General features: G+C 71.3%; 19 protein-coding genes and 1 pseudogene. 6 read left to right on the top strand and 14 right to left on the bottom strand.

Annotation, left to right across the window (positions count from 1 at the left end; translation table 11 throughout):
* Nucleotides 1-87: 87 nt before the first annotated feature.
* From ACFY0T_RS28740 to ACFY0T_RS28785, 10 genes and pseudogenes are all read right to left on the bottom strand, one after another.
* Nucleotides 88-2,448: a glycoside hydrolase N-terminal domain-containing protein gene (locus ACFY0T_RS28740; protein WP_388876467.1), complete on the bottom strand. Its 2,361-nt coding sequence runs from the start codon at nucleotides 2,446-2,448 to the stop codon at nucleotides 88-90.
* 100 nt (nucleotides 2,449-2,548) lie between these two features.
* The gene (locus tag ACFY0T_RS28745) at nucleotides 2,549-3,046 is read right to left on the bottom strand and encodes a hypothetical protein (protein ID WP_388876471.1); all 498 of its coding nucleotides are present in this window, start codon (nucleotides 3,044-3,046) and stop codon (nucleotides 2,549-2,551) included.
* 105 nt (nucleotides 3,047-3,151) lie between these two features.
* Nucleotides 3,152-6,040: an AAA family ATPase gene (locus ACFY0T_RS28750; protein ID WP_388876474.1), complete on the bottom strand. Its 2,889-nt coding sequence runs from the start codon at nucleotides 6,038-6,040 to the stop codon at nucleotides 3,152-3,154.
* A 145-nt stretch (nucleotides 6,041-6,185) separates the two neighbouring features.
* On the bottom strand, nucleotides 6,186-6,785 hold the full coding sequence (locus tag ACFY0T_RS28755) for a CGNR zinc finger domain-containing protein (RefSeq protein WP_388876477.1): 600 nt from the start codon (nucleotides 6,783-6,785) through the stop codon (nucleotides 6,186-6,188).
* 58 nt (nucleotides 6,786-6,843) lie between these two features.
* Nucleotides 6,844-7,581: pseudogene (locus ACFY0T_RS28760) on the bottom strand (universal stress protein); the annotation flags it as partial.
* Nucleotides 7,582-7,938: 357 nt separating this feature from the next.
* Complete coding sequence (locus tag ACFY0T_RS28765; protein ID WP_385168600.1) at nucleotides 7,939-8,181, bottom strand: DUF397 domain-containing protein; 243 nt, start codon at nucleotides 8,179-8,181, stop codon at nucleotides 7,939-7,941.
* 83 nt (nucleotides 8,182-8,264) lie between these two features.
* The gene (locus ACFY0T_RS28770) at nucleotides 8,265-9,431 is read right to left on the bottom strand and encodes a thiolase domain-containing protein (RefSeq protein ID WP_388876480.1); all 1,167 of its coding nucleotides are present in this window, start codon (nucleotides 9,429-9,431) and stop codon (nucleotides 8,265-8,267) included.
* Nucleotides 9,428-10,477, bottom strand: coding sequence for a thiolase domain-containing protein (locus ACFY0T_RS28775; protein ID WP_388876483.1), 1,050 nt, complete (start codon nucleotides 10,475-10,477; stop codon nucleotides 9,428-9,430). Before ACFY0T_RS28775 ends, ACFY0T_RS28770 begins: the two co-directional genes overlap by 4 nt.
* Complete coding sequence (locus tag ACFY0T_RS28780; RefSeq protein ID WP_388876486.1) at nucleotides 10,474-11,415, bottom strand: Zn-ribbon domain-containing OB-fold protein; 942 nt, start codon at nucleotides 11,413-11,415, stop codon at nucleotides 10,474-10,476. The genes ACFY0T_RS28775 and ACFY0T_RS28780 overlap by 4 nt, the downstream gene beginning before the upstream one ends.
* A 56-nt stretch (nucleotides 11,416-11,471) precedes the next feature.
* Nucleotides 11,472-12,272: a crotonase/enoyl-CoA hydratase family protein gene (locus tag ACFY0T_RS28785; RefSeq protein ID WP_388876489.1), complete on the bottom strand. Its 801-nt coding sequence runs from the start codon at nucleotides 12,270-12,272 to the stop codon at nucleotides 11,472-11,474.
* Between the two features lie 187 nt (nucleotides 12,273-12,459).
* Between ACFY0T_RS28785 and ACFY0T_RS28790 the strand changes: the two genes are divergently transcribed.
* Together ACFY0T_RS28790 and ACFY0T_RS28795 are read left to right on the top strand one after the other, a co-directional pair.
* Nucleotides 12,460-14,079, top strand: a complete 1,620-nt coding sequence (locus ACFY0T_RS28790; protein WP_388876492.1) for an acyl-CoA synthetase — start codon at nucleotides 12,460-12,462, stop codon at nucleotides 14,077-14,079.
* A gap of 53 nt (nucleotides 14,080-14,132) precedes the next feature.
* Complete coding sequence (locus tag ACFY0T_RS28795) at nucleotides 14,133-14,651, top strand: hypothetical protein (RefSeq protein ID WP_388876495.1); 519 nt, start codon at nucleotides 14,133-14,135, stop codon at nucleotides 14,649-14,651.
* Nucleotides 14,652-14,716: 65 nt separating this feature from the next.
* Here the strand turns inward: ACFY0T_RS28795 and ACFY0T_RS28800 are convergent, their stop codons facing one another.
* Nucleotides 14,717-15,505, bottom strand: a complete 789-nt coding sequence (locus tag ACFY0T_RS28800; RefSeq protein ID WP_388876499.1) for an IclR family transcriptional regulator — start codon at nucleotides 15,503-15,505, stop codon at nucleotides 14,717-14,719.
* 107 nt (nucleotides 15,506-15,612) lie between these two features.
* Between ACFY0T_RS28800 and ACFY0T_RS28805 the strand changes: the two genes are divergently transcribed.
* The 3 genes from ACFY0T_RS28805 to ACFY0T_RS28815 all read left to right on the top strand — a co-directional run bounded on the left by ACFY0T_RS28805 (nucleotide 15,613) and on the right by ACFY0T_RS28815 (nucleotide 19,371).
* Entirely contained in the window at nucleotides 15,613-16,575 is a 963-nt protein-coding gene (locus tag ACFY0T_RS28805; protein WP_388876503.1) for a 5-dehydro-4-deoxyglucarate dehydratase, read from the top strand.
* A gap of 86 nt (nucleotides 16,576-16,661) precedes the next feature.
* Nucleotides 16,662-17,999, top strand: coding sequence for a gluconate:H+ symporter (locus ACFY0T_RS28810; RefSeq protein ID WP_388876506.1), 1,338 nt, complete (start codon nucleotides 16,662-16,664; stop codon nucleotides 17,997-17,999).
* Between the two features lie 40 nt (nucleotides 18,000-18,039).
* Nucleotides 18,040-19,371 carry an enolase C-terminal domain-like protein gene (locus ACFY0T_RS28815; protein ID WP_388876829.1) on the top strand — a complete coding sequence of 444 codons (1,332 nt, stop codon included), beginning with the start codon at nucleotides 18,040-18,042 and terminating at the stop codon, nucleotides 19,369-19,371.
* 188 nt (nucleotides 19,372-19,559) lie between these two features.
* Here ACFY0T_RS28815 and ACFY0T_RS28820 read toward each other — a convergent pair whose 3' ends face one another.
* Nucleotides 19,560-21,059, bottom strand: coding sequence for an acyl-CoA synthetase (locus ACFY0T_RS28820; protein WP_388876509.1), 1,500 nt, complete (start codon nucleotides 21,057-21,059; stop codon nucleotides 19,560-19,562).
* Nucleotides 21,060-21,279: 220 nt separating this feature from the next.
* Here ACFY0T_RS28820 and ACFY0T_RS28825 point away from each other — a divergent pair, with 220 nt between their 5' ends.
* Nucleotides 21,280-23,712 (top strand): penicillin acylase family protein, encoded by a 2,433-nt coding sequence (locus tag ACFY0T_RS28825; protein WP_388876512.1) that lies wholly within the window; start codon nucleotides 21,280-21,282, stop codon nucleotides 23,710-23,712.
* Between the two features lie 73 nt (nucleotides 23,713-23,785).
* Here ACFY0T_RS28825 and ACFY0T_RS28830 read toward each other — a convergent pair whose 3' ends face one another.
* Together ACFY0T_RS28830 and ACFY0T_RS28835 are read right to left on the bottom strand one after the other, a co-directional pair.
* Nucleotides 23,786-24,652 carry an RNA polymerase sigma-70 factor gene (locus ACFY0T_RS28830; RefSeq protein ID WP_388876515.1) on the bottom strand — a complete coding sequence of 289 codons (867 nt, stop codon included), beginning with the start codon at nucleotides 24,650-24,652 and terminating at the stop codon, nucleotides 23,786-23,788.
* A 78-nt stretch (nucleotides 24,653-24,730) separates the two neighbouring features.
* Nucleotides 24,731-25,651 carry an NAD-dependent epimerase/dehydratase family protein gene (locus ACFY0T_RS28835; RefSeq protein ID WP_388876518.1) on the bottom strand — a complete coding sequence of 307 codons (921 nt, stop codon included), beginning with the start codon at nucleotides 25,649-25,651 and terminating at the stop codon, nucleotides 24,731-24,733.
* Between the last annotated feature and the right edge of the window lie 42 nt (nucleotides 25,652-25,693).

Raw genomic sequence — 25,693 nt, forward strand, 5'->3', positions numbered from 1 at the left:
CCCGGCCCCGGACCGTGTTCGGCGGTAGGTCCCGCGGCGCCGGGAAGCCGCAGGACCGGCACGTCACAGCAGCTCCGCTGATCCGCCTCAGCCCTTGGCGCCCCAGACGTAGCTCCGTCCGGCGACGGCCTTGAAGGTCGTTTCGCCTCCCTCCAACAGGACGCAGCGGACGGTGAGTTCGCGGGTCCTTGAGGCCGTCAGCACGACACGCGTGGCCCGGCCCCGCGCCCAGTCGATGTCGAGCGTGGCACCGCCGCGGGCGCGCAGCCCGCGGACAAAGCCGTCGGGCCAGGCGGCGGGCAGGGCGGGGAGCACCTCGATCACGCCGTACTGGCTCTGGAGCAGCATTTCGACGATCCCCGACGTCGCGCCGAAGTTCCCGTCGATCTGGAACGGCGGGTGGGTGTCCCAAAGGTTGGGCAGGGTCGAGGACTTGAGCTGTTCGCCGAGCATCCTGTGCGCATGGTCGCCGTCGCGCAGCCGCGCCCAGAAGTTGATCTTCCAGGCCTTGGACCACCCGGTACCGCCGTCTCCGCGCGCGGTGAGCGAGGCCTTCGCCGCGTCGGCCCAGCGGCTGCCGGGCTCGATCTGCCGGCCCGGGTGCAGGGCGTACAGATGCGAGACGTGCCGGTGGTCGTCGGCCGGGTCGTCCAGGTCGGCCTTCCACTCCTGGAGCTGACCCCACGAGCCGATGCGCAGACCGGGGTCCAACTGGGCGAGGGCGCCGACGAGTTGCTCCCGGAACGCCGGGCTGTCCCCCAGAATCTGCGCCGCCTCCAGCGTGTTGGTGAGCAGGTCGTGCACGATCTGCTGCGACATCGCCGCGCCCGCCGTGAAGTCGCCGTGTTCGGGCGAGTAGCTGGGCGTGACGACGAGGGTTCCGTCGTGCGGGTCGGTGCGCAGGTTGTCGAGCCAGAACTCGGCGGCCTCCTTCATCACGGGGTAGGCGGTGGAGCGCAGATAGTCGGTCGACCCGCCGAACCGGTAGTGCTCGTACAGCTGCCCCGTCAGCCATGCCGCCGCCTCCGGGAACCAGAAGGCGGTCGGCCAGTCGTGCACGCCCGTGAAGCCGTACGGGTTGGTCTCGTTGTGCACGACCCAGCCGCGCGAGCCGAACATCTCCTTGGCCGTACGCCGCCCGGGGGCGCGCAGCGCCTCGACGAAGCGGTCGTACGGGGCGGTCGTCTCGGCGAGGTTCGCGGCCTCGGCGAGCCAGTAGTTCATCTGGAGGTTGATGTTGACGTGGTAGTCGGCCGACCACGGCGGCGCGATGCTCTGGTTCCAGACGCCCTGGAGGTTGGCGGGCAGTGAGCCCGGGCGCGAGGAGGCGATGAGGAGGTAGCGGCCGTACTGGAAGAAGAGGGCTTCGAGGGCGCGGTCCGTGGGGCTCGTGCCGCCCGTGTAGCCCGCGAGCAGCTGGTCCGTGGGGATGTCGGGGACGTCCGCCCGGATGTCGAGCGCGACGCGGTCGAAGAGGGCGCGGTGGTCACGGACGTGGCGCGCGCGGAGGACCACATACCCTGTGCGGAAGGCGTCGTCGACGGTCTTCGTCACGCGCGCGTGCGGGTCGTCACCCCGGTAGTCGGGGTAGGTGTCGGCGTAGTCGGTACCGGCGGTGAGCACGAACCAGGCACGGTCCGCCCCAGTGACGGTCAATGTGCCGTCGGCGTTCGCGGCCAGACTGCCGCCCTCGTGCCGGACACGGATCTGGGCCTCGAACTTCAGCCCGTTGTCGGCGAGTTCACCGCGCACCGTGATGCGGTCGCCGACGGCGGTCGCGGTGAAGTCGGCGCGGCGCGAGGCGTAGCGCAGGGTGACGGTGACACCCCCGGTGAGGCGGCCGACGATGACGTTGTCGGGATGGGAGGCGAAGAACTCCCGCTCGTGACGGACCTGTTGGGAGGTGTACGTGACCGTGGCGATCGCCTCGCGCAGGTCGAGGGTGCGACGGTACGAGTCGGGAGTCGTCGGGGCGTCGGGCAGGTCGAGTTGGAGGTCGCCGAAGGTCTGGTGGGCGCCATAGCCGACGCGGGCCTGACCGAGCTGCGCGGCGACCGTGTCGGGGTCGACCTCGGTCTCGGCGTCGATCCGCTCCCGCACGGCGGTGATCGCGCCGGGGCGCGCCGCGCGCCAGTTGCCGAAGTCGTAGCCCTGGACCGAGCCGGGGCCGCCGGTCCACAGGGTCTTCTCGTTGAACTGGAGCCGCTCGGAGGCGAGGGTGCCGAACACCATGGCGCCGAGCGCGCCGCCTCCGATCGGCAGGGCCTCGCGCTCCCAGTCGGAGGCAGGGGTCGTGTACCAGAGCGCTAAGGCGGAGGGGACCGGAGATACATCGGAGGAATCAGCGGCATCTGCGGGCGTGACAAGGGCTCCGCCTCCCAGCGCCAGGCCGCCCGCCCCGCCGAGTGCGGTCTTCAGCGTGGTTCTTCGGGATATCTCATGTGGCATGACCCGGACCGTAAGGGTCCGATGACCGACCGACAAGGGTCATGACAAAGCGCCCGGACCCCAACACCGTGGGGGCCGGACGAGGCCTTCGTGGGACGGTTCAGCCCTGCTGGAAGAGCTCCGCCGGGAGCGGCTTCAGCAGCGCGTACAGGTCGTCGGTGATGGGGCGGTCCCAGGCGGCGATGGTCACGAGGACGTTGTCGCTGCGGTCGAACTGGACGCACGAGATACGGGTCTCGGAGAGCTTGAGGCGGCGCACGATCAGGAGGTTGTCGCCCTGCATCACCGGCATGTCCTCGGTCCCGGTGACGGTGACCTCCTCGTCGTTCTCCAACGCGATCAGCAGCTGGGCCACCTCGAAGGGGACCTCGCCCTCGGCGACGTCACGGGCCGGGGAGCCCTCCGGCAGATTGCCGATGATCATCGCGGGGCCGCGGCCGCCGAACAGGTCGTAGCGCAGGAAGACGCCCTGACAGCTGCCGTCGGGGGCGGGCAGCAGGCCCGCGCCGAGATTGCCCGGCCAGTCACCCGGGTCCATGGCCAGAACATCGAAGTCGGGCCCGGCGGGCGTGGCGCTGCGGCGGCGGAGGAAGGACATGCCGCAATGGTACGTGCACGGGCGCGAACCGGGCCCCGGGGGCGCCCCCTGTGAGCGGCAACGGAAACGGCTGTCCGCGTCATGCAGTCGTCATGCAGTCGGCTGTTATCCCAGCGCGGCCGCCAGTCCCGTGCGGTCCGTGCCGACCTTGCGATAGACCGCCGACAGCAGGCGTACGACGGTCGGCTCGTCGGTGTGCAGTTCCTTGGCGATCTCGGCCGTGCCGCGGCCTCGGACGGTGAGCGCGGCGGCTGCGCGCTCGCGGGCCGTGAGCGTGTCCGTCTCGGTGCCGTGCAGGCGTCGTGGCCGCAGTCCGGCGGCGGCCAGTTCGTCGCGGGCCTCCTCGACCAGCCCGTCGGCTCCGCACTGCACGGCCGCGTCGAGCCCCCGATAGAGGTGTTCGGCGGCTTCCTTGGGGCGTCCGGCGCGGCGCAGTTCGGTGCCGAGCTCGACCAGGGCGCAGGCCAGCTCGTACGCGGCCGGGGAGCACTCCAGATGGCTGACGGACTCTTCGAGGAACTTGACGCGGGCCGAGCCGGAGGAGACCTCGGCGGCGGCGCGCAGGGCCTGGCCGATCGCGGAGGGCGTGCCGTACTGGCGGGCGCGGTTCACCGCTTCGAGGGCCGTGGTGACGGCGCGCTCCGGGGCGTCGTGGCTCTCCGCGCGGGCGAGGTGGAGCTGCCAGGGGCACCAGGCGGGGTTGCGCATGCCGCGCGGGTCGAGCCGGCGTCCGGCCGCGGCCAGCTCGGCGGCGGCGTCCTTGGTGAGGCCGCGGGCGAGCAGCAGTTCGCCGTGCACGGTCTGGGCATCGGGGAAGGTCACGGCGGCCGGGAAGGGCGCCCCGAACGCGTGGTCCTCGCCGGCCTGCGCCGCCTCGGTGATCCTGCCGCGGGCGAGCAGGATCTCGATGAGGATGCTGACGGCGTACCAGTGAACCGGGGTGCCGGGCCCGACGCGCTCGGCGAGCCGCAGGCCCGCCCGTACGAAGTCCTCGGCCTCGGCGAGGCGTCCGCGGCGGTAGCGCAGGTAGGCGAGCAGGGTGTAGCCGAAGGAGAGGTGGGCGCCGTGCCAGCCCTGGGCCTCGAAGTCGGCGATTCCGGTGGCGAAGAGCTCCTCGGTGCGCCCCGGGCGGTCCGCGTACATGAAGGTGAGGGCGACGAGGACGGGCACTTCGAAGCCGCGGTCGGCCTCGGCCCAGCCCAATCCTCCGGCCAGCGCGCGTTCGGCGTGGTGGAGGGCGATGTGGGCGGGTTCACCGCGCAGGGTGGCGTCCCAGGCGCGCAGGCCGATGACGTAGCGCTCGGTGAGGTCGCGGCCGGGGAGCCGGTCGGCGAGGCGGGCCAGGCGGCGGGAGCGGGCGGGCGAGCCGGGTTCGTCGGCACGGAACGCGTCCCACATGAACTGCTCGGACTGCATGCGCAGCCGCACCCGGGCGTCGCCGGTCACCCGGATCTCGCGGGCGAGCGTCTCGGAGGCCTCGGCGAGGCGGTCGCTGTGGGCGAGGACCTGGGAGAGGCGGTAGACGATGTGGTGGCGCAGCTCCGGGCCGGCGATGGGTTCTTCGAGGGCGGCGCGCAGATGGTTGACGGTGGTCGCCGGTTCGGTGAGCAGGGAGGCGCTGCCCAGTTCGTACAGGACGGCGGCCCGGTCCTCGAAGGGCGGCGGTTCGCGCAGAGCACGGGCGAGATAGCGGCGGGCGGCGTCGGGGGCTCCGGCGCGGAGGGTCTCGCGGGCGGCTGCGCGCAGTTGCTGGACGACCCAGCTGTCGCCGTCGGGGTGGGTCTCCAGGAGGTGGCGGGCGGCGGCGGACGCGCCGAGGCCTTCGTCGATGACGCACCAGGCGGCCTGGCCGTGCAGCGCGACGCGGACGCCGCCGGGGATGGCGCGGTAGACGGCGGTGGCGATCAGCGGGTGGACGAATTCCAGAGTGCCCGCGGCAGTCACGGGGCCGGTGAGGATGCGGGCGCCGCGCAGGGCGTCCGCCGCGTCGGCGGCCTCCTCGGAGCCGAGGCCCGCGACGGCCGCGGCGAGCGGCGGATGGATCTCGGTGCCGAGCACGGCGCAGGCCCAGGCGAAGCGGACGGTGGCGGTGCCGAGGCGTTCGATGCGGGCGATCAGGCCGCTGCCCTTGACGGCGGCGGCGAGGTCGCGCAGCAGATGCGCCCCGGCCTCCGTCGGGGTCAGCCCGCGGTCGCGTACCTTCGCGGTCAGCTCGACCGCCTCGAAGGGGTTGCCCGCGGTGACCGCCCAGCACTCGCGGCAGAACGCGTCGTCGGCCTGGGTGCCGAGATCCTCCCGTACGAGTCGGGCGACAGCCGCCGCGCTGAGCGGTTCGAGGTCGATGGGGCGCTGGCCCGCGCGGCCGGGCAGACCTCTGAACGCCTCGGCGTGGTCGGGGAGTTCGTCCGGCCGGTAGGCGACGACGAGCAGCAGCGGGAGGTCCTCGGCGCGCGGCGCGAACGCGGCGAGCCAGCTCAGCGACTCCGGGTCGGCCCAGTGCGCGTCGTCGAGGACGAGCACCATCGGGGCGCGCTGCACTGCGAGATGTGTGAGCACCCAGTCGAGGCCGTCGCGCAGTCCCTGCTGGTCGGGCGGGGCGCCCTCGGCCGGCGCGCACAGGCCGAGCGCGGGGCCGACGATCGCGTACCAACTCCCGAGCCGGGCTCGGAGTTCGGGCTCCGGTGATCCGGCGAGCTGCGGCTGCAGGAGCTGCCGGGCGACGTGGAAGGCGACGCGCTGCTCCTGGTCGCCGCCGCGCGCGGACAGGACGGTGCAGCCCTTGGCTGCGGCGCGCCGCCGCACTTCGGTAAGAAGGGTGGTTTTCCCAATGCCGGCCCGTCCAGCGAAGGCGAGGAGCGCGCCGCGGGGGCGCTCCGGTGACTCACCACCATCCCTGCCCAGCCCGGTGAGCTCGCTCAACGCCTCGTCGACGGCGGCGAGTTCACTCTCGCGCTCGAATAGCGTCGTCCGGCTCCGTACGCTGCGCTGTCCCATACCGCACCCCCTGCCACGGCGGTGCAGCCGGCGCGGGGAGCGGGTGCGCACCGTGACCTTCAGGCACCTCAGCGTACGCCCCGAGCGACCCGACGGCGCCCTCTCGACCACTTTTGACCGGAACGGTCGGACAACGACCTTCGGCCTACGCGGACTTCTTGTGCCGCTCGTGGTGCCGGGCGACCCGGGCGCGGTTTCCGCACGACGGTGTGCACCATTCCTGGCGCGGATGTTCCTTGATGAAGTACCGCACGCAGCGCGGCGCGTGGCATGCGCGCAGGCGGTGCCGGTCGGGGCTCGCGAGGAAGGTCATCGCGGCGCGGGCGAGGACGGCCGTGAGGGGGACGGCACCGCTCGCGGCCTTCTCGCGTACGACCGGGTCGGCGTCCTCGGTCCAGACGAGAACGGGGACGGTCGCGGCGAGCGCCGCCGCCGCGTTGAGGCGCTCCACGGCCTGCGGTACGGGCAGCAGCCGGGCGGCGTCGGCCGGGCTCGGCTCCCCCGGGCGTACGGCGTGCGCGAAGAGGGCGCGGACGGCGGCGCGGAGGTCGCGGACGGCGGTGAGCGTCGCCGGATCGGCGACGAAACGGTCGGCTCCCGGCAGGGCGTCGGGGTGCGCGTGGACCCAGGCCGTCAGCCCGGCGGGGTCGGTGAGGTCGCCGGCGACCCCGCCGTGGCCGTCGTGCCGGATGGTCAGGACGAGGTCCAGGGCGAGCCGGGCGTCCCCGCTGGTCGAGTCCCCCATGGCGCTAATGATAGGCACCCCGGCTTCCATTAACGCACGAGGAGCACGAGGAGGGGGCTCACTCCTCGGCGGCCCTCGGCGGCACCACGGCGACCGGGCTCGCCGCGTGCAGCAGTACGGCGTGGGTGACCGACCCCATCATGCGGGCGGGTGCGAGGAGCCGGCGGCGGTGGCGGCCCACGACGACGAGTTCGGCGTCCTTGGAGGCCCCAACGAGGTTGCCGGCCGCGTCTCCCGGCGCCACGTACAGATCGACGTGGACGTCGGGGTGCCGTTCGCGGTGCGGGGCGACGAAGCCGTCGGCCAGGGTCCGGGTCTCGCCCTCGACGGCGTCCTGGTCGAGGGTCGCCGGCGCGAAGTCGCCGGGCACGGCCCACGACAGGACCGGCCAAGCGTACGCGGCGACCACCTGGACGCGGGCATCGCGCAGGGCCGCCTCCTCGAACGCGAAGGCGAGCGTGGCCTCGTCGGGGTTGTCGACGTGCAGGCCGACGACCACACGCGCCCCCGGTGCCACCGGGGGCGCGTCGGGCACCTCGCGCCCGGGGCGCGGCACCACGACGACGGGGCACTCCGCGTCGCGCGCCGCGGCCATCCCGTTGGAACCGAGCAGCAGGCTGGCGAAGCCACCGCGGCCGCGGGAACCGAGCACCAACAGCTGGGCGGCGGAGCCGAGTGCGGGCAGCTCGACACTGGGTGCGCCGTCCAGAGCGACATACGCCGTCGTCGGCGGGTCGCCCCGGCCCGCCAGATACGAGCGCACCTGGTCGAGCACGGGGTCGTCGACCCGATCCGGGGTCCGGCGGGCAGGAGCCGGGCCACACCCAGGCTCGGCGCGGAACCTTCCTGGGGCCAGCGTCTCTGATTGGCTTAGCGATCCCGTGGGTTGCACAGGACCGGAACGCGAGGAACCCCCGTGCCGCCAATCGTCTTCGTGCCCTGGTGCCGATGGACAAAGCCGCCGGCCCGCGTGGCACGTCCCTCCGGACGCTGACCGGTCAGGCACGTACGTTCTGACCGGGGAGGGTGCCCGACGTCGCCTGGGCGCCGGGCGTGCACGTCACACTCTGCCACAGCATCACTACGGTTGGCTAATCCGACTGGTGAGCCTGACTCAGGTCCGCAAAGGCATCACCCCTGGTGAGGCGTTGGCTCACGTCAGATCGAACTCCCCCTCGCGCGCCCCCGACACGAACGCGCCCCACTCCGCGGGGGTGAAGATCAAGGAAGGGCTCTCGGGGCGGCCACTGTTGCGCATCGCGATGAAGCCCTCGACAAAAGCGATCTGGACGTCTCCCCGCCCTCGGCTGCTGGACTGCCACTCGGCTTTGCTGAGGTCCAGCTCCGGCTTGTCCCAGCCCGCGAGCGGGTGCTGCTCGATGGTGCTTTCGGCCACGTCCGTGCTCCTCCCGGTTCGTCGTCCGCCGCCAGCCTAGCGATCGGTTCGGGCGGCGGACAGGCCACGTGAGGGGGACGGTTTCAGGAGGCGGGCGGCGCGGCCCCGACCAGCCACATCGAGAAGAACTGGGATCCGCCGCCGTAGGCGTGGCCCAGCACCCTGCGGGCCCCGTCCACCTGGTGTTCTCCGGCCCGCCCGCGCACCTGAAGTGCCGCTTCGGCGAAGCGGATCATGCCGGAGGCGCCGATCGGATTGGCGGAGAGGACCCCGCCCGACATGTTGACGGGCAGGTCCCCGTCCAGCTCCGTCACCCCGGACTCGGTGAGCTTCCAGCCCTCGCCCTCCTCGGCGAAACCGAGGTTCTCCAGCCACATCGGCTCGTACCAGGAGAACGGCACGTACATCTCGACGGCGTCGATGTCACGGCGCGGGTCCGCGATGCCCGCCTGCCGGTACACATCGGCCGCGCAGTCCTTGCCGGCCTGCGGCGACACGAAGTCCTTGCCCGCGAAGAGAGTCGGTTCGCTGCGCATCGCGCCGCCGTGCATCCAGGCGGCGGGCCGCGGTGAACGGGCCGCCCCCGCACGGTCGGTGAGGATCATCGCGCACGCCCCGTCGGAGGACGGGCAGGTCTCCGAGTAGCGGATCGGATCCCACAGCATGGGCGAGGCCTGGACCTTCTCCAGCGTGATGTCGTGCTCGTGGAGATGGGCGTACGGGTTCTTCAGCGCGTTGCGGCGGTCCTTGTACGCGACCAGGGAGCCGACCGTGTCGGGCGCACCGGTGCGTCGCATGTACGCGCGCACGTGAGGCGCGAAGAAACCGCCCGCGCCGGCCAGCAGCGGCTGCTGGAAAGGGATCGGCAGCGAAAGGCCCCACATGGCGTTCGACTCGGACTGCTTCTCGTAGGCGAGGGTCAGGACGGTGCTGTGGACGCGGCCCGCGATGAGGCTGGTGGCGACGAGGGCCGTCGATCCGCCGACGGAGCCTGCCGTGTGCACCCGCAGCATCGGCTTGCCGACCGCGCCGAGCGCGTCGGCGAGGTACAGCTCCGGCATCATGACGCCCTCGAAGAAGTCGGGCGCCTTGCCGATCACCACGGCGTCGATGTCGGCCCACGTCAACTCGGCGTCCTCCAGGGCCCGCCCGGCCGCCTCGCGGACCAGTCCCGCGAGGGACACGTCCCGTCGGGCCGCCACGTGCTTGGTCTGGCCGATGCCTACGACGGCCACGGGCTCCTTGCTCATCGGGCGTCCCCTTCGAGTACGGCGACCAGGTTCTGTTGGAGGCAGGGACCTGAAGTGGCGTGGGCGAGCGCCCGATCGGACGCGCCGCAGTGGATGCGCGCGGCGGCCTCACCGATCCGGATCAGCCCGGCCGCCATCACCGGGTTGGCGGCGAGCGCACCCCCGGAGGGGTTGACTGTCACGCTCTCGTCGAGCCGCAGCGCCTTGCGCAGGACCACCTCCTGGGAGGTGAAGGGGGCGTGCAACTCGGCGGTGTCGACGGGCCGTTCGAAGGCGCCGGCCTTCTCGGCGGCCAGGCGCGTGGACGGCGAGTCGGTCAGGTCGCGTACGCCGAGGCCGTGCGCGTCGATGCGGTGGTCGATGCCCCGGATCCAGGCGGGCCGTTCGCACAGTTCACGGGCCCGCTCCCCCGCCGCGAGGATCACGGCGGAGGCACCGTCGCCGACGGGCGGGCAGTCGCCGGTACGCAGCGGACGTACGACGTAATCGCCCTGCGCCACCGAACCCCTCAGCTGAGCATGGGAGTTGGCCTCCGCCGCCGCGCGGCTGCGGGCGGCGACGCCGGCGAGCGCGGGCTCGTCGGTCTCGCCCGCGTCGATGAGCGCCTGCGCCTGGAGGGCGGCGAGCGCGACGGAATCCGGCCACAGGGGCGCCACGTAGTACGGGTCGAGCTGCCGGGTCAGGACGTCGCGTACGGAGCCGGGCGAGGACTTGCCGTACGCGTACACGAGCGCGGTGTCGGCGTCCCCGGTGAGCAACTTCGTCCACGCCTCGTACAGCGCCCAGGCGCCGTCCATCTCGACGTGCGACTCGGAGATCGGCGGCCAGGCGCCCACCCCGTCGAGCGCCATGGTGAAGGAGAAGGCGCGGCCCGCGAGGTAGTCCGTGGAGCCGGAGCAGGTGAAGCCGATGTCACTGGTCTTCAGGCCCGTCTGGTCGAGGACGCCGTGCAGGACGGGCATGAGCATCTCCACCTCGGAGAGCTCGTCACTGGTGCGCCGGTGGTCGGTCTGCGCGAAGGCGACGACGGCGATCTCGCGGGTCACAGCAGCTCCTTGTACGTCTCGTAGTCCGCGTCCGGTTCGCCGGTCGGCCGGTAGTGGTCGGGATAGCGGCCGCCTTCCGTCCACACGGGCTCCACGCGCAGGCCCATCCGCACCTGGTCGTAGGGGATGCCGCCGATCCGGCCGTGCAGCGCGAGGTCGGCGCCGTCGAGGGCGATGTGCGCGTAGACGTACGGCACGTCGATGTCGAGGTTCTTCGCCTTGATGTTGACGATGCAGTACGTGGTGACGGTGCCGCGCGGACCCACTTCCACCTGCTCGGATGTGGCCACACCACAGGTGGGGCAGGCACCCCTCGGCGGGACGTACACCTTGCGGCAGGACGGGCAGCGCTCGCCGACCGTCCGCTGCTCGGCGAGGGCGTTGATGTAGCCGGACTGGGCGCGGCCGGGCGAGTAGACGTAGTCGAGGCGGGCGGGGGCGACGATGCCGGTCACCAGGTCCTCGAACTGGCCGTCGTGACCGGTGAGTTCCGGCGGGTCGCCGTCGTACGGCTCGAAGCAGGCGATGTCCGTGATGGCACCGGAGCGTTCCTCGGCCCAGCGGACGCGGACGCGCAGGCCGGTGCGTACGGCGTCGGGGCCCGGGGCGTCGAGGGCGTGCAACAGCGCCGTGTCGGCGCCGTCGAGTGTGACCAGGACCCAGGCGAAGGGGGTGTCGAGGGGCTGGCCTCGGCGGGGTTCGTGGTTCCAGGCCCAGGTGGTGACGGTGCCGGTGGGGGCGACCTCGACCAGGTCGCGTATCTCCTCGGCGGTGACCGGGTCGTACTCGACCGGCGGGACGAGGGTGCGGCCGTCCGCGGTCTTCACGCCGAGGACGACGCGCTCGCGCAGGCCGGTGAGGAAGGCGCTCTGGACGGGGCCGAGCGAGCGGGTGAAGGGGAACTCGACGACGAGGGGGGCTTTGAGGACTTCGGGCATCCTGGATGTCTCCTTCGGATCCTTCGGAGGGCTGGGGCCTGCCTTTCGGATCACTCCTAGGCGCGCCGGTAGACGGGCGGGCGCTTCTCGGCGAAGGCTCGGGAGCCCTCCTTGGCGTCGGCGGTGTCGAAGATCGGCCAGCCGCGCTTCAGCTCGGCGGCGAGGCCGTCGGTCTCGGTCATCTCGGCGGTCTCGTACACGGACGCCTTGACGGCCTCGACGGCGAGCGGGCCGCAGGCGTTGATCTGCTCGGCGATGGCGAGGGCCTTGTCCAGCGCGGTGCCGTCGGGGACGACATGGCCGATGAGACCGATTCCGGCGGCCTCCTGGGCCGCGTACGGGCGCCCGGTGAGCAGCATTTCCAGGGCGTGGGTGCGTGGAATCTGCCGTTGCAGCCGGACCGTCGAGCCGCCGATCGGGAACAGGCCGCGCTTGACCTCGAAGAGCCCGAAGGTCGCGGATTCACCGGCGACGCGGATGTCGGTGCCCTGGAGGATCTCGGTGCCACCGGCGACGCAGTACCCCTCGACGGCGGCGATCACCGGCTTGCGGGGCCGGTGGTGGCGCAGCATCGCCTTCCAGTGCAGATCGGGGTCGGCCTTCAGCCGGTCCCGGTAGTGCTGGCCCTCCATGCCCTGTCCGGCCAGCGCCTTGAGGTCCATCCCGGCGCAGAAGGCACCGCCCGCGCCGGTGAGCACGATCGAGCGGATCGCGTCGTCCTCGTCGGCCTCGATCCAGCCGTCGTACAGGCCGACCAGCATCGGCAGCGAGAGTGCGTTCTTGGCCTCGGGCCTGTTGAGCGTGAGCACCAGTGTGGCGCCTTCGCGCTGCACGGTGAGGTGTTCCGTCCCACCCATTGCCGTCCTCCCGTCTCAGGAACGAGAACAGGTTGCAGGAGGCGCCGAGCCAGTACAAGGGTTTTCTGACAGACAGTCAGATTTCTTCTGCCAGGACCCTTCACAGTTGGGTCGGGCTTTGCTCTGATGACCGTCGAACCGATGGATGCGCACTCTTTGTCGATGGTTGCCGGGGTCAGGAGGAGCGGTGGAGTACAACCTTGCCGACCTGTTCGAGTCGGTCGTCGACGTGGTCCCGGGCCGTGAGGCGCTCGTGTACATCGACCACCCCGGCACAGGTGCGGAGCGCCGGCTGACGTACGCGCAGCTGGACGCGGCCGCGAACCGCATCGCGCACCACCTGATCGACAGCGGCATACGCCCCGGCGAGCACCTCGGTCTCCACCTCTACAACGGCGTCGAGTACCTGCAGACGGTGCTGGGCTGCCTGAAGGCGCGGATCGTGCCGGTCAACGTCAACTACCGCTATGTGGAAGAGGAGTTGGTCTACCTCTACCGTGACGCTGATCTGGTGGCCCTGGTCTTCGACGCGGAGTTCACGGACCGGGTGGCGGCCGCGCTGCCGCACGCACCGTCGCTGCGGCATCTCGTACGGGTGGGATCCCCGGCGCCGGGCGCGGTCGCGTTGGACGCGGTGGACTTCACGGACGCCGAGGCCGCCGGATCACCGGAGCGGGGCTTCCCACCGCGCTCGGCGGACGACCAGTTCATCATCTACACCGGCGGCACGACGGGGATGCCCAAGGGGGTGATGTGGCGTCAGGAGGACCTGTTCTTCTCCGGGCTCGGCGGTGGCGCTCCGACGGGCGAGCCGGTCAAGAAGCCCGAGGAACTCGCCGAGCGCGTCGCGGCCGGCGGCGAGGGGATCACCTTCTTCCCCACTCCCCCGCTGATGCACGGCACCTCGACGCTCACCGCCTTCATCGGCTTCAACTTCGGCCAACGCATCGTGATCCACCGCAAGTTCGTGCCGGAGGAAGTCCTGCGGACGATCGAGAAGGAGAGGGTCACCAGCATGTCGCTGGTGGGCGACGCGATGCTGCGGCCCCTGATCGACGCGCTGAACGGGCCCATGAAGGGCACGGACTGCTCCTCCATGTTCAGCGTGTCCTCCTCCGGCGCGATCATGTCGGATACGGTGCGCGAGCAGTTCCAGGCGCTCGTGCCGAACGTGATGCTGCTCAACAACTTCGGCTCGTCGGAGTCGGGCTTCAACGGCACGGCGACGCCGGACTCGGGCCCGGAGCGCGGCTTCCGGGTGCGCGTCAACTCCCGTACACAGGTGGTGGATCCGGTCACCCACGAGCCGGTCGCGGTCGGTGAGCCGGGGCGGGTGGCACAGCGCGGCCACGTACCCCTCGGCTACTACAACGACCCGAAGAAAACCGCCGATACGTTCTTCCAGAAGGACGGCGAGCGGTGGGTGCTCCTCGGCGACATGGCCACGGTCGACGAGGAGGGCATCGTCACCGTCCTCGGCCGCGGCTCCCAGTGCATCAACACCGGTGGTGAGAAGGTCTATCCGGAAGAGGTCGAGCAAGCCCTCAAATCCCACCCGGACGTGTACGACGCCCTGGTCGCCGGGGTGCCCGACGAGACGTGGGGCAACCACGTGGCAGCCGTCGTCCAGCTCCGCGAGGGCGCGGGGCGGCCCTCCCTGGAGGACATCCAGACCCACTGCCGCACCCACCTCGCGGGCTACAAGATCCCCCGCCAACTCGTCATCACGGACACCATCCAGCGGTCGCCGAGCGGGAAGGCGGACTACCGGTGGGCTCGGACGGTCGCGGCGGAGGCGGCTCACTGACCGCCGCCCCACCATGGAATTGAACGCGTTCAACCATCTGGCATGATGCTCGTGTGAAGACGACGAGGCCACGACGTACGCTCGCGTGGGCGGCGGTCCCCGCCACGCTGTCGGCCATGCTGCTGACGGGCTGCAATCCCCACATGTACGACTCGGTTCAGGGAGTTTCGGACGTGCGGCCGACCGAGGTCGTGGGGACTTGGCACTGCGTCGACGGAACGCGCATCACGCTGAAGCCGGACGGCAAGGCCGTCATCACCCTGCTGGACGGACAGGAGTTCGACTTCTACGACCGGTGGCGGCTCTCGGGTACGGGGACATGGCAACTGACCGACGCCGATGCCGGCTGGAGCGACGGTCAGCATGTGCGCCTGAGTCTCGCGGACCGCACCGCGGTGGAGGAGCGTCACGATCCGAAGGACGCCCCAACAGACAGCGGGAATCCCGCGCCCGAGCGATACACATGGACGCTGGAGACGGACCGTGACAAGAAGGGGCGGCTGGCCCTCTTCTTCCTGTTCGGCGACCCCGATTCACGGAGCCTCTACATGCTGGAGAAGCTCAAGAAGTAGTACGAGATCAGTCACGGGTCCTCTCGCGCGCACCGCTCAGCGGGAGCGGCGCCACCGAGGCCGGGTCAACGCCAGTCGGGAGCCCCTGAAGCGGGCGGCAGCAGGGTCTCGATCTTCGTCCGGATCTCGCGCATGACGGAGACGATGCGGGTCTCGTGGTCCTCGGTGAGTCTGCTCACCGGGACCGAGCAGCTGATGGCGTCGGTGGCCGGGGTGTCGTAGCGCAGGGCGAAGCCGAAGCCCGCGATGCCGGGCACGGTCTCTTCGCGGTCGATGGAGTAGCCGCGCTCGCGCACTCCGGCGAGGTCGGCGAGCAGGGTGGCGCGGTCCGTGTGCGTGTTCTCGGTGAGGGCGGTCAACGGGCCGGCGGGGAGCGGGAGATCGCCGTCGGGGCGCTCGGCGAGGAGGGCCTTGCCGAGCGCGGCGGCGTGGGCCGGGATCCGGCGGCCGACGCGGCTGATGGTGCGCGGGTACTCGTGGGACTCGCGGGTCGCGAGATAGACGACGTTCGCGCCGTCGAGCCGTGCCATGTGGATCGTCTCGCCGAGCGCGTCCGAGGCCTCGTCGAGGTAGGGGCGGACCATCCGTACGTACCGGTCGCTGTCGAGGTAGCTGGTGCCCGTGAGCAGCGCGCGGATCCCGATGCCGTAAAGGGAGCCGGTGGTGTCCGAGCGCACCCAGCCGCAGTCGACGAGGGTCTGCAGCAGCTGGTACATGCTGCTGCGCGGCACGCCCAGCTCCGCGGCGAGTTCGTCCAGGCGCGAGGGCCGGTCGCCGCGATCGGCGAGCAGTTCCAGCAGCGCCACGGTACGGGCCGCCGACTTCACTCCGCGGACCCCTGTGCTCTCCGGCATGGGCCCCATCGTAATTCCGCGCCGTCGCACCCATTGACCTCATGGGGTTCACGAACCTAGCCTCCATTCTCATACATAGACACCATCTGCATATAGGGATGAGATTGATGACAGGGTTCAGCGCGGAGGTCGAGAGCGTGGTCGCGCGGCTGCGGGACGGCATGGCGGGCGGGGTGCTGTCCTTCCCGCTCACGAGCTTCCGGGACGACGGGGGCCTCGACCTGGAGTCGTACCGGGCCTACCTCACCGCCCAGCTGGCCACCGCGCCGGGCGCGGTGTTCCCCGCCTGCGGAACCGGCGAGTTCAGCGCGCTGGACGAGGACGAGTACCGCGCGGTCGTCGAGGCCACGGTCGAGATCGCCGACGGCCGGATGCCCGTGGTCGCCGGCATCGGCTATGGGTGGGGGCAGGCGCTGCGGTTCGCCCGGACCGCGGAGGAGGCGGGCGTGGACGCCCTGTTGGTGCTGCCCCACTACCTGGTCGAGGCCCCGCAGGACGGACTGGTCGAGCAGCTGCGCCGGATCGCCGCCGGCACCCGGCTGCCGCTCATCGCCTACCAGCGCGGGCCGGTCGCCTTCACCCCCGAGGGCCTGCGCCGGATCGCGGAGATCCCCACCGTCATCGGCCTCAAGGACGGACACAGCGACCTCGACCGGCTCCAGCGCCTCACGCTCGCCGCCCCCGACGGCTTCCTCTTCTTCAACGGCGCCGCCACCGCCGAGATCCAGGCCCGCGCGTACGCCACGGTCGGTGTCCCCGCCTACTCATCGGCCGTCCATGCCTTCGCGCCCGAGATCGCGAACGCCTTCTTCGCCGCTCTGCGCGACGGTGACGACGCGACCGTGCACAAGCTCCTGGGCGACTTCTACGTCCCGCTGGCCGAGCTGCGCGACCGGGTGCCGGGCTACGCCGTATCGCTGGTCAAGGCCGCCGCCCGGCTGCGCGGCCTCCCGGTCGGTCCGGTACGCGCCCCACTCACCGACCCCGGGCCGGCCGACCTCGCGGAGCTGGAGAAGATCCTCGACCACGGGCTTGACCTGGTCGGAACGGTGCGCCGCCGACCGGCCTGACGATCCCGGCAGCTGCCGCGCCCAAAAGCACCCACAGTCCAGAGCACCCACAGTTCAGAGCACCCACAGTTCAAAGGGGAACTGCCTTGCCGCTGCTCGTAGTCGGAATCAGCGTTCTGGTTCTGCTCCTGCTCATGACCAGGCTGAGACTGAACGGCTTCGCCGCCCTCCTCCTCGTGGCGATCGGCGTCGGCATCGTCCGCGGGATTCCGCTGGAGAAGATCCCGGACGTTCTCTCGGAGGGCATCGGCGGCCAGATCGGCGACACGATGCTCACCATCGGGCTCGGCGCCATGGTCGGCCGGGTCATGGGGGACTCCGGCGCCGCGCAACGTATCGCCGGCAAGCTGCTCGACGCCTTCGGCCCCCGCTGGGTCCAGGTGGCCATGGTGGTCACGTCCATGCTCATCGGCGTGACCATGTTCTACGAGGTCGCCTTCATCATCATCGTGCCGATCGCGTTCACCCTGGTACGGGTCACCGGGGCAAGGCTGCTGTGGGTCGGGCTGCCGATGTCGATCGCCCTCTCCACCATGCACAGCTTCCTGCCGCCGCACCCCGGCCCCACCGCCGTGGCCTCGGCCTTCCACGCGTCCATCGGACTGACCCTGTTCTACGGCCTGTTCATCGCCGTCCCGGCCGGCGCGCTCATCGCACTCGTGTGGCCGCGCCTTCCGTTCATCAAGGTGATGAACCCCGCCATCCCCAAGGGCCTGGTCAGCGAGCGGGAGTTCACCGACGAGGAGATGCCCGGCCTCGGCTGGTCGCTGTCCGTGGCCCTCTTCCCCGTCGTCCTGATAGCCGGCGCGGCGGTGACCGACCTGGCCACCTCCGCCGACACCCCGTTCCTGCACTTCGTCGCCTTCATCGGCTCGGCCCCGATCGCGCTTGTGCTGACCCTGCTCCTGGCGGTCTGGGCGTTCGGGCCGCGGATCGGCCGGAGCCTCGAGGAGGTCAGCGCCTCCTGCACCTCGGCGGCCCAGGCGATGGCGATGATTCTCCTGGTGATCGGCGCGGGCGGCGCCTTCAAGAACGTCCTCGTCGAAGGCGGGATCTCCGACTACATCAAGGACGCCACGGACACCTGGTCGATCTCGCCGATCATCCTCGCCTGGCTCATCGCGGTCATCCTCCGCATCGCACTCGGCTCGGCGACGGTCGCCGTCGTCACCGCCTCCGGCGTGGTGCTGCCGCTCCTGGCGGGCAGCGGGGTCCATCCGGAGATGATGGTGCTCGCCGTCTCCTGCGGCTCGATCGCCTTCTCGCACGTCAACGATCCCGGCTTCTGGCTGTTCAAGGAGTACTTCAACCTCTCCGTCATCGACGCGATCAAGGTCCGCACCACCTATACGACGGTGCTCGCGATCCTCGGCCTGGGCGGTGTCCTGGCGGTCGAGTGGGCCCTCGACGTCCTGAGCCTGTGATGAGCGGCCCGGGTCACCTTCGTACGCAAGGATTCTCATGATGAGCAAGCAACCGACCGTCACCGAGTTCTCCGTCTATCCCGTCGCGGGCCGGGACTGCATGGAGCTGAACCTCTCCGGCGCGCACGGCCCCTACTTCACCCGCAACGTGGTCGTCCTCAAGGACTCCGAGGGCCGTACGGGGCTCGGCGAGGTCCCCGGCGGGGAGAAGATCACGCGGACGCTGCGGGACGCCGAATCCCTCGTCGTCGGCGCGAAGGTGGGCGACTACCAGCGCGTCCTGCGCGAGATCGGGGAGCGCTTCGCCGACCGTGACGCCGGCGGGCGCGGCGCCCAGACCTTCGATCTGCGCACGACCGTCCACGCCGTCACCGCCGTCGAGTCGGCGCTGCTCGACCTGCTGGGGCAGCACCTCGACGTGCCGGTCGCCGCCCTGCTCGGCGATGGACAACAGCGCGACTCCGTACGGGTGTTGGGCTACCTCTTCTACGTCGCTGACCCCGACCGCACCGACCTGGAGTACGTCCGCGAACCCGACTCGGACGTGGACTGGTACCGGATCCGGCATGAGGAGGCCCTCACGCCCCGGGCGATCGTCGGGCAGGCCGAGGCCGCCTACGACCTGTACGGCTTCCGGGACTTCAAGCTCAAGGGCGGGGTCCTGGAAGGTGCCGAGGAGGTCGAGGCCGTCCGGGCGCTGAAGGACCGCTTCCCCGAGGCGCGGATCACCCTCGACCCGAACGGGGCATGGTCGCTGCGCGAGGCGATCGAGCTGTGCGCGCCGCTGGTGGGCACGCTCGCGTACGCCGAGGACCCCTGCGGGGCCGAGGGCGGCTACTCCGGGCGGGAGATCCTCGCCGAGTTCCGCCGTGCCACGGGCCTGCCGACCGCGACCAACATGATCGCCACCGACTGGCGGCAGCTGACCCACGCGCTGGCCCTGCAGTCGGTGTCGATCCCGCTGGCCGATCCGCACTTCTGGACCATGCAGGGCTCGGTGCGGGTCGCCCAGCTGTGCAACGCGATGGGCCTGACCTGGGGCTGCCACTCGAACAACCATTTCGACATCTCCCTCGCCATGGTCACGCACTGCGGCGCCGCGGCTCCCGGCGCGTACAACGCGCTGGACACGCACTGGATCTGGCAGGAGGGCCTGGAGCGGCTCACCACCGCCCCGCCGCGCATCGTCGACGGCCAGATCACCGTCCCCGACGCACCCGGCCTGGGCGTCCAACTCGACATGGACCGACTGCTCGCGGCCCACGAGCTCTACCAGGCGAAGGCCCTGGGCGCACGCGACGACGCCCTCGCGATGCGCTACCTCATCCCGGGCTGGGAGTTCGACGCCAAGCGCCCGTGTCTGGTGCGCTAGCCGGCGCTCCGGCCCCGGCCACGTCGGCTGGGCCGCTGCGACGGAGTAGCGGCCCGGCCCGCTGTCAGAGGACGATCGGGCGATAGGCATGCGTGACCGGTCGCCGCGTTGAACGCGGCAATGGCCGCGCCCGCTTCCGCCTCCGAAACGCGGAGGTCACCGGGATACGTGCGGGACCGCCAGACCCCTCAGTTCTCCCCGAACCGGTCCCGAAGCTCGCGCTTCAGGATCTTCCCGCTGGCGTTGCGCGGCAACTCGTCCACGAAAATGACCCTCTTGGGCGCCTTGAAGTGGGCGAGCTTCTCGCGTGCGTGGGCGATGAGTTCGGCCTCCGTGACCTCGCCGCGAGCGACGACGACCGCGGTGACGGCCTCGATCCAGCGCTCGTCGGGGAGGCCGATCACTGCTACTTCGGCGACCTGTTCGTGGGTGTACAGCGCGTCCTCGACCTGGCGTGAAGCGACCAGTACGCCACCGGAGTTGATGACGTCCTTCACCCGGTCGACGACGGTGAAGTAGCCCTCGGCGTCGCGCACGGCGAGGTCGCCGGAGTGGAACCAGCCGTCGCGGAAGGCCTCTGCCGTCTCCTCCGGCTTGTCCCAGTACCCCTCGCACAACTGCGGTGAACGGTAGACGACTTCACCCGGTGTCCCGTCGGGCACGTCCTTGCCGTTCTCGTCGACCACCCGGGCGTCCACGAACAGGACCGGGCGTCCGCAGGAATCCATCCGCCCCTTGTGCTCGTCCGGCCCGAGGACCGTGGCCAGGGGGCCGATCTCGCTCTGGCCGAAGCAGTTGTAGAAGGCCAGCTTCGGCAGCCTTTCGCGCAGCCGCTCCAGGACGGGCACCGGCATGATCGACGCCCCGTAGTACGCCTTGCGCAGCCCGCTCAGGTCGCGGCTCGCGAAGTCGGGACGGTTCGACAGACCGATCCACACGGTGGGCGGGGCGAACAGGCTGTCCGCGCGGCCGGCCTCGATCAGGTCGAAGAGCTGCTCGGCGTCCGGCGAGTCGAGGATGACGTTCGTCGCGCCGACCGCGAGATACGGCAGCAGGAACACATGCATCTGCGCCGAGTGGTAGAGCGGCAGCGAGTGCACCGGCCGGTCCCCCGCGCTCAGGTCGAGGGCGGTGATCGCGCTCAGGTACTCGTGCACCAGGGCCCGGTGCGTCATCATCGCGCCCTTGGGCAGAGCGGTCGTGCCCGACGTGTAGAGCAACTGCACGAGCGTGTCGCCGCGCGGCTCGTCACCTTCGTACGGAGGCGCCGCATCCAGCCGCGCCAGCAGCGAGTCGTCGGCGTCGCGCAACGGCAACGTCCGTACGTCGTCGGGGAGTTGAGCGGCAAGGTCGGGGTCGGCCAGGACCAGTGTGCTCCCGGACTGGCCGACGACGTACGCGAGGTCGTCGCCGGTCAGGTTCTGGTTGACCGGCACGTGCACGAGTCCCGCGCGGGCGCAGGCGAGGAAGCCGATCAGGTACGCGTCCGAGTTGTGGCCGTAGGCGCCGACCCGGTCGCCCGGTGCGAGCCCCTGGTCGAGGAGCACGCTCGCCGCGCGGGAGACGGCCTCGTCGAGTTCCGCGTACGTCCAGGAGCGCTCGTGGTAGTCGACCGCGACGCGCGCCGGGGTCCGCCGGGCGCTGCGCCGCAGCACCCCGTCAACCGTGCTGCCGTGTCCAGGCGTCATGACACATGATCCTCGGTCCGCGGCGCGGGGAGGTCAAGCCGGACGCAAGGAGGTCGTCACGCGGGACGTACGGAGTCGCCACGCCGGACGTAAGGAGTCGCCACGCCGGGCTCACGGAGGTCCGGAGCGAGGCGAAGAGATCGCCGCAGAACACTCCGACGCCGCACATACCCGTTGGTACGCTCAACCGCCCCTTCCCCCAATGACGTTGGGAGGCACGATGCGCACCCGCCTGAGACGGCTCGTCGTCATGGCCGTCGCCCTGCTCACAGCCACGGCTGCACTGCCCGCCGCCGCGGCCCAGCCCCAAGGACTTCAGGAACATCCCTCGCACGGCGGCCTGTCGGCCGTGATCCGCTACACCGAGTACGGCATTCCGCACATCGTCGCCAAGGACTACGCGAACCTCGGCTTCGGCACCGGCTGGGCGCAGGCCGCCGACCAGGTGTGCACCCTCGCCGACGGCTTCGTGACCGTGCGCGGCGAGCGGTCCCGCTTCTTCGGGCCGGACGCGGCGCCCGACGGTTCGCTCTCCTCGGCGGCCAAGAACCTCTCCAGCGACCTGTACTTCCGTGGTGTGCGGGAGGCGGGCACGGTGGAGAAGCTGCTCGCCGAGCCCGCGCCGCTGGGGCCGAGCCGCGAGGTCAAGGACCTGATGCGCGGCTGGGCGGCCGGTTACAACGCCTGGCTCGCCCAGAACCGGACCACCGACCCGGCGTGCCAGGGCGCCGCCTGGGTCCGCCCGGTGACCCCCGTGGACGTGGCCGCGCGCAACTTCGCGCTGTCCGTGCTCGGCGGCCAGGGCCGCGGGGTCGAGGGCATCACGGCCGCGCAGCCACCTACGGCGATGTCCACCGTCACGAGTACGCCGGACGCGAAGGGCGCCGCCACCCCCGACGCCAAGAGCACCGCCGAAGCCGCGCGGGAGCTCTTCGACACCGCCGACATGGGATCCAACGCGGTCGCCTTCAGCGGTGCCACGACGGCGAACGGGCGCGGCCTGCTGCTCGGCAATCCGCACTACCCGTGGCAGGGCGGCCGCCGCTTCTGGCAGATGCAGCAGACGATCCCCGGCGAGCTGAACGTCGCGGGCGGTGCGCTGCTCGGCTCGGCGACGATATCCATCGGGCACACCGCGAAGGTGGCGTGGAGCCACACCGTCGCGACGGGCGTCACGCTCAACCTCCATCAGCTGACGCTGGATCCGGCCGATCCGACGACGTATCTGGTGGACGGCAAGCCGGAGCGGATGACCAAGCGGACCGTCACCGTCGACGTGAAGGACGGCACGCCGGTGACGCGCACCCAGTGGTGGACCCGGTACGGCCCGGTCGTCACCTCGCTCGGCGCGCAATTGCCGCTCCCCTGGACGTCCACGACGGCGTACGCGCTCAACGACCCGAACGCGGTCAACCTCCGCGCCTCCGACACCGCGCTCGGTTTCAGCAAGGCCCGCAGCACGGCCGACGTCCTCGCCGCGCTCAAGCGCACCCAGGGGCTGCCGTGGGTGAACACGATCGCCGCCGACTCGGGCGGGCACTCGCTGTTCACGCAGGCGCAGGTGCTCCCGCGCATCACCGACGAGTTGGCGCAGCGCTGTTCGACGCCGCTCGGCAAGGTCACCTACCCCTCGGCCGGTGTCGCGATCCTCGACGGCTCGCGCGGCGACTGCGCGCTCGGCAGCGATCCCGACGCCGTACAGCCGGGGATCTTCGGGCCGGCGAAGATGCCGGTGCTCAAGGACGCTCCGTATGCGGAGAATGCCAACGACAGTGCCTGGCTGGCCAACGCGGACCGGCCGCTGACCGGGTACGAGCGGGTCTTCGGCACGATCGGCACGCAGCGCTCGATGCGCACCCGCGGCGCGGTCGAGGACGTGGCGGCGATGGCCGCGAAGGGCCGGCTGACCGTACGGGATCTTCAGGCGCAGCAGTTCGCGAACCGGGTGCCCGCGGGTGACCTCGTCGCGGACGCCGCGGCAGTTGCGTGTGCCGCGCTGCCGGGTGGCACGGCAACGGGCGGCGATGGCAAGGCAGTTGACGTGACCGAGGCCTGCGGTGTGCTCAAGGCGTGGGACCACTCCATGAACACCGACAGCCGGGGCGCGCTGCTCTTCGACCGGTTCTGGCGGAAGCTGACGGCCGCGGTTCCGGCCGCGCAGCTGTGGAAGGTCCCCTTCTCGGCGGCGGACCCGGTCCGCACCCCGAACACGCTCAACACCGACGCGCCGGGCTTCACCACGGCCCTCGCGGACACGGTGATGGAGTTGCGTACGGCGGGCATCGCGCTGGACGCGCGGCTCGGCGCGAACCAGTTCGTGGTCCGCGGCGGGCAGCGCATCCCCATGCCGGGCGGCACGGAGTCGCTCGGCGTGTGGAACAAGGTCGAGCCGGTGTGGAACCCGGCGGCCGGCGGATACACCGAGGTCACCACCGGGTCCTCGTACATCCAGGCCGTCGGCTGGGACGGCGGCCGCTGCCCGGTCGCCCGCACCCTCCTGACGTACTCCCAGTCGTCGAATCCGAACTCGCCGCACTACAGCGACCAGACGCGGCTGTTCTCGGACGAGCGCTGGGTGACGTCCCGGTTCTGCGAGAAGGACATCCTGTCCTCGCCGGGGTTGCGGGTGGTCCGGGTGAGCGACCACCGCTGACCGGGGTGAGGTGGTCCCGCCTAGCGTGGAGGCGGGACCGCCAAGCCCGATGTGGCCGTGGAGGCCGGACCGCTCACAGCCCGACGTGGCCCAGCTTGTCGGGGTTGAGGACCGCGTAGACGCCGTCGATGCGACCCTCGTGCACCGAGACGGTGACGATCTGTTCGATGCCGTCGACCGAGAGCGCCAGCGCGGGTGCCCCGTTCGCGTCGACGACCCGGGCGTCGCCGAACGGATAGCGGGTGACCAGTCCCGCGATGAACGCGACCACGTGCCCCCGGCCCTCGATCGGGCGCAGCGCCGCCCTGACCTTGCCGCCGCCGTCGTTCCAGGCGACGACGTCCTCGGTCAGCAGGTCGGTCAGCCGGGTGAGGTCGCCGCTCTGCGCGGCCTCCAGGAAGCGTGCGAGCAGTTTGGCGTGGTCGTCCTCGGCGAGGGTGAACTTGTCGCGTCCCGAGGTGACACGGCGCCCGGCCCGGTGGTGCATCTGGCGGCAGTTCGAGGGGGTCGTGTCCAGGATGCGCGCGATCTCGTCGTACGGCAGGTCGAAGGCCTCCCGCAGGACGAACACCGCGCGCTCCGGCGGCGACAGACGCTCCATCAGATGGACGGTCGCGTAGGCGACGGTGTCGCGCAGCTCGGCCGTGTCCAGCGGGCCGAGCGCCGCCGTCGCCACGGGCTCGGGGAGCCACGGCCCGGTGTACGCCTCGCGGGTCACGCGGGCCGAGCGCAGCTGGTCGAGGGCGAGCCGGGAGACGACCGTGATGAGGAAGGCGCGTGGTTCGCGGATGTCCTCGCGGTCGGTTCCCGTCCAGCGGAGGTAGGCGTCCTGGACGACGTCCTCGGCGTCCCACATGCTGCCGAGCAGCCGGTAGGCGAGGCCGAGCAGCAAGGGGCGGTACGCCTCGAACTGCTCGGTCGCCTGCTCGGGAGTCTCCAACTCCCCATCCTTTCCCTGCGGTTCGGGATGCGGCCGACGCTGCGCGACGACCGCGGCCGGCTCCGTGCGCGACGGCGATCAGCGCCCGGCCGTCACACCATTCAACTCGGCGGCGAAGCCCGCGCGCCAGGAGGCGTATCGGGGCCGCCAGTCCAGGGTGAGCACGGCGCGCGCGTTGTCGGCGCCGCGCAGCCCGTTCATGAACGCCACTCCCCAGCCGCCGACCGCGAGCCGGGCGAGCGCCGCGGGTGCCTTCTTGGGCTGCGGGGCGCCGAGCATCCGGGCCAGCTCGGGCAGCCACTCGTGCATCGGCACCGGGTGGTCGTCGACGATGTTCAGCGGGCCGCTCGTGGGCTTGTCGAGCGCGGCGATCACCGCGGTGGCCGCGTCATGGGCGTGGGTGAAGGAGAACACCGAGTTTCCGCCGCCCACCAGCGGGACCTTCCCCCCGGCGACCTGGTCCACGAAGGAGCCGTCCTTGGCGTAGATCGTGCCGGGCCCGTAGAGGTGCCCGAAGCGCAGGACCGTGCCGCCCGCGTCGGCGGTGCGCAGCTCCAGTTCCTTCAGCGCTTCGAGCACCGGCACGAACTGCTTCGGCGGGCGCTGCCACAGCGGGGCGTCCTCGTCGGCAGCGCCCTGACCGGCCGGGTCATAGGCGTACGCGAGTCCCTGGGCGACGATCTTCTTGACCCCCGCGTCATGCGCGGCCTCGTACAGGTTGCGGGTGCCCTCGGTGCGCAGCCGGTTGGTCAGGGCGAAGTCGCGGGCCAGGTGGCGCGGGTCGATCGCGGCCGGGATCGCGGTGAGCATGTTGACCACCGCGTCGGGGGCCGCCTCGCGCACCGCCCGGTGCAGTGCGGAGCGGTCGAGGGCGTCGGCCGCGACGCTGCCTTCGACCGGCGTACGCGACAGGGCTACTACGTCATGTCCGACCGAGGTGAGCAGCGGGACGAGCGCCCGTCCGATGACTCCGGTGGCTCCGGCGACGAGTACACGCATGGGAATCCATCTCCTGATGTCGGGCCCCCGGGTGGTCCGGTG

It is taken from the genome of Streptomyces sp. NPDC001530 (genome assembly GCF_042894545.1).
Classification (GTDB): Bacteria; Actinomycetota; Actinomycetes; order Streptomycetales; family Streptomycetaceae; genus Streptomyces.

What these genes read in the sequence shown, in the direction of transcription:
- ACFY0T_RS28740 (WP_388876467.1), bottom strand. Translation starts at nt 2,448, where the DNA reads ATGCCACATGAGATATCCCGAAGAACCACGCTGAAGACCGCACTCGGC.
- ACFY0T_RS28745 (WP_388876471.1), bottom strand. Translation starts at nt 3,046, where the DNA reads ATGTCCTTCCTCCGCCGCCGCAGCGCCACGCCCGCCGGGCCCGACTTC.
- ACFY0T_RS28750 (WP_388876474.1), bottom strand. Translation starts at nt 6,040, where the DNA reads ATGGGACAGCGCAGCGTACGGAGCCGGACGACGCTATTCGAGCGCGAG.
- ACFY0T_RS28755 (WP_388876477.1), bottom strand. Translation starts at nt 6,785, where the DNA reads ATGGGGGACTCGACCAGCGGGGACGCCCGGCTCGCCCTGGACCTCGTC.
- ACFY0T_RS28770 (WP_388876480.1), bottom strand. Translation starts at nt 9,431, where the DNA reads ATGAGCAAGGAGCCCGTGGCCGTCGTAGGCATCGGCCAGACCAAGCAC.
- ACFY0T_RS28780 (WP_388876486.1), bottom strand. Translation starts at nt 11,415, where the DNA reads ATGCCCGAAGTCCTCAAAGCCCCCCTCGTCGTCGAGTTCCCCTTCACC.
- ACFY0T_RS28785 (WP_388876489.1), bottom strand. Translation starts at nt 12,272, where the DNA reads ATGGGTGGGACGGAACACCTCACCGTGCAGCGCGAAGGCGCCACACTG.
- ACFY0T_RS28800 (WP_388876499.1), bottom strand. Translation starts at nt 15,505, where the DNA reads ATGCCGGAGAGCACAGGGGTCCGCGGAGTGAAGTCGGCGGCCCGTACC.
- ACFY0T_RS28805 (WP_388876503.1), top strand. Translation starts at nt 15,613, where the DNA reads ATGACAGGGTTCAGCGCGGAGGTCGAGAGCGTGGTCGCGCGGCTGCGG.
- ACFY0T_RS28815 (WP_388876829.1), top strand. Translation starts at nt 18,040, where the DNA reads ATGAGCAAGCAACCGACCGTCACCGAGTTCTCCGTCTATCCCGTCGCG.
- ACFY0T_RS28820 (WP_388876509.1), bottom strand. Translation starts at nt 21,059, where the DNA reads ATGACGCCTGGACACGGCAGCACGGTTGACGGGGTGCTGCGGCGCAGC.
- ACFY0T_RS28825 (WP_388876512.1), top strand. Translation starts at nt 21,280, where the DNA reads ATGCGCACCCGCCTGAGACGGCTCGTCGTCATGGCCGTCGCCCTGCTC.
- ACFY0T_RS28835 (WP_388876518.1), bottom strand. Translation starts at nt 25,651, where the DNA reads ATGCGTGTACTCGTCGCCGGAGCCACCGGAGTCATCGGACGGGCGCTC.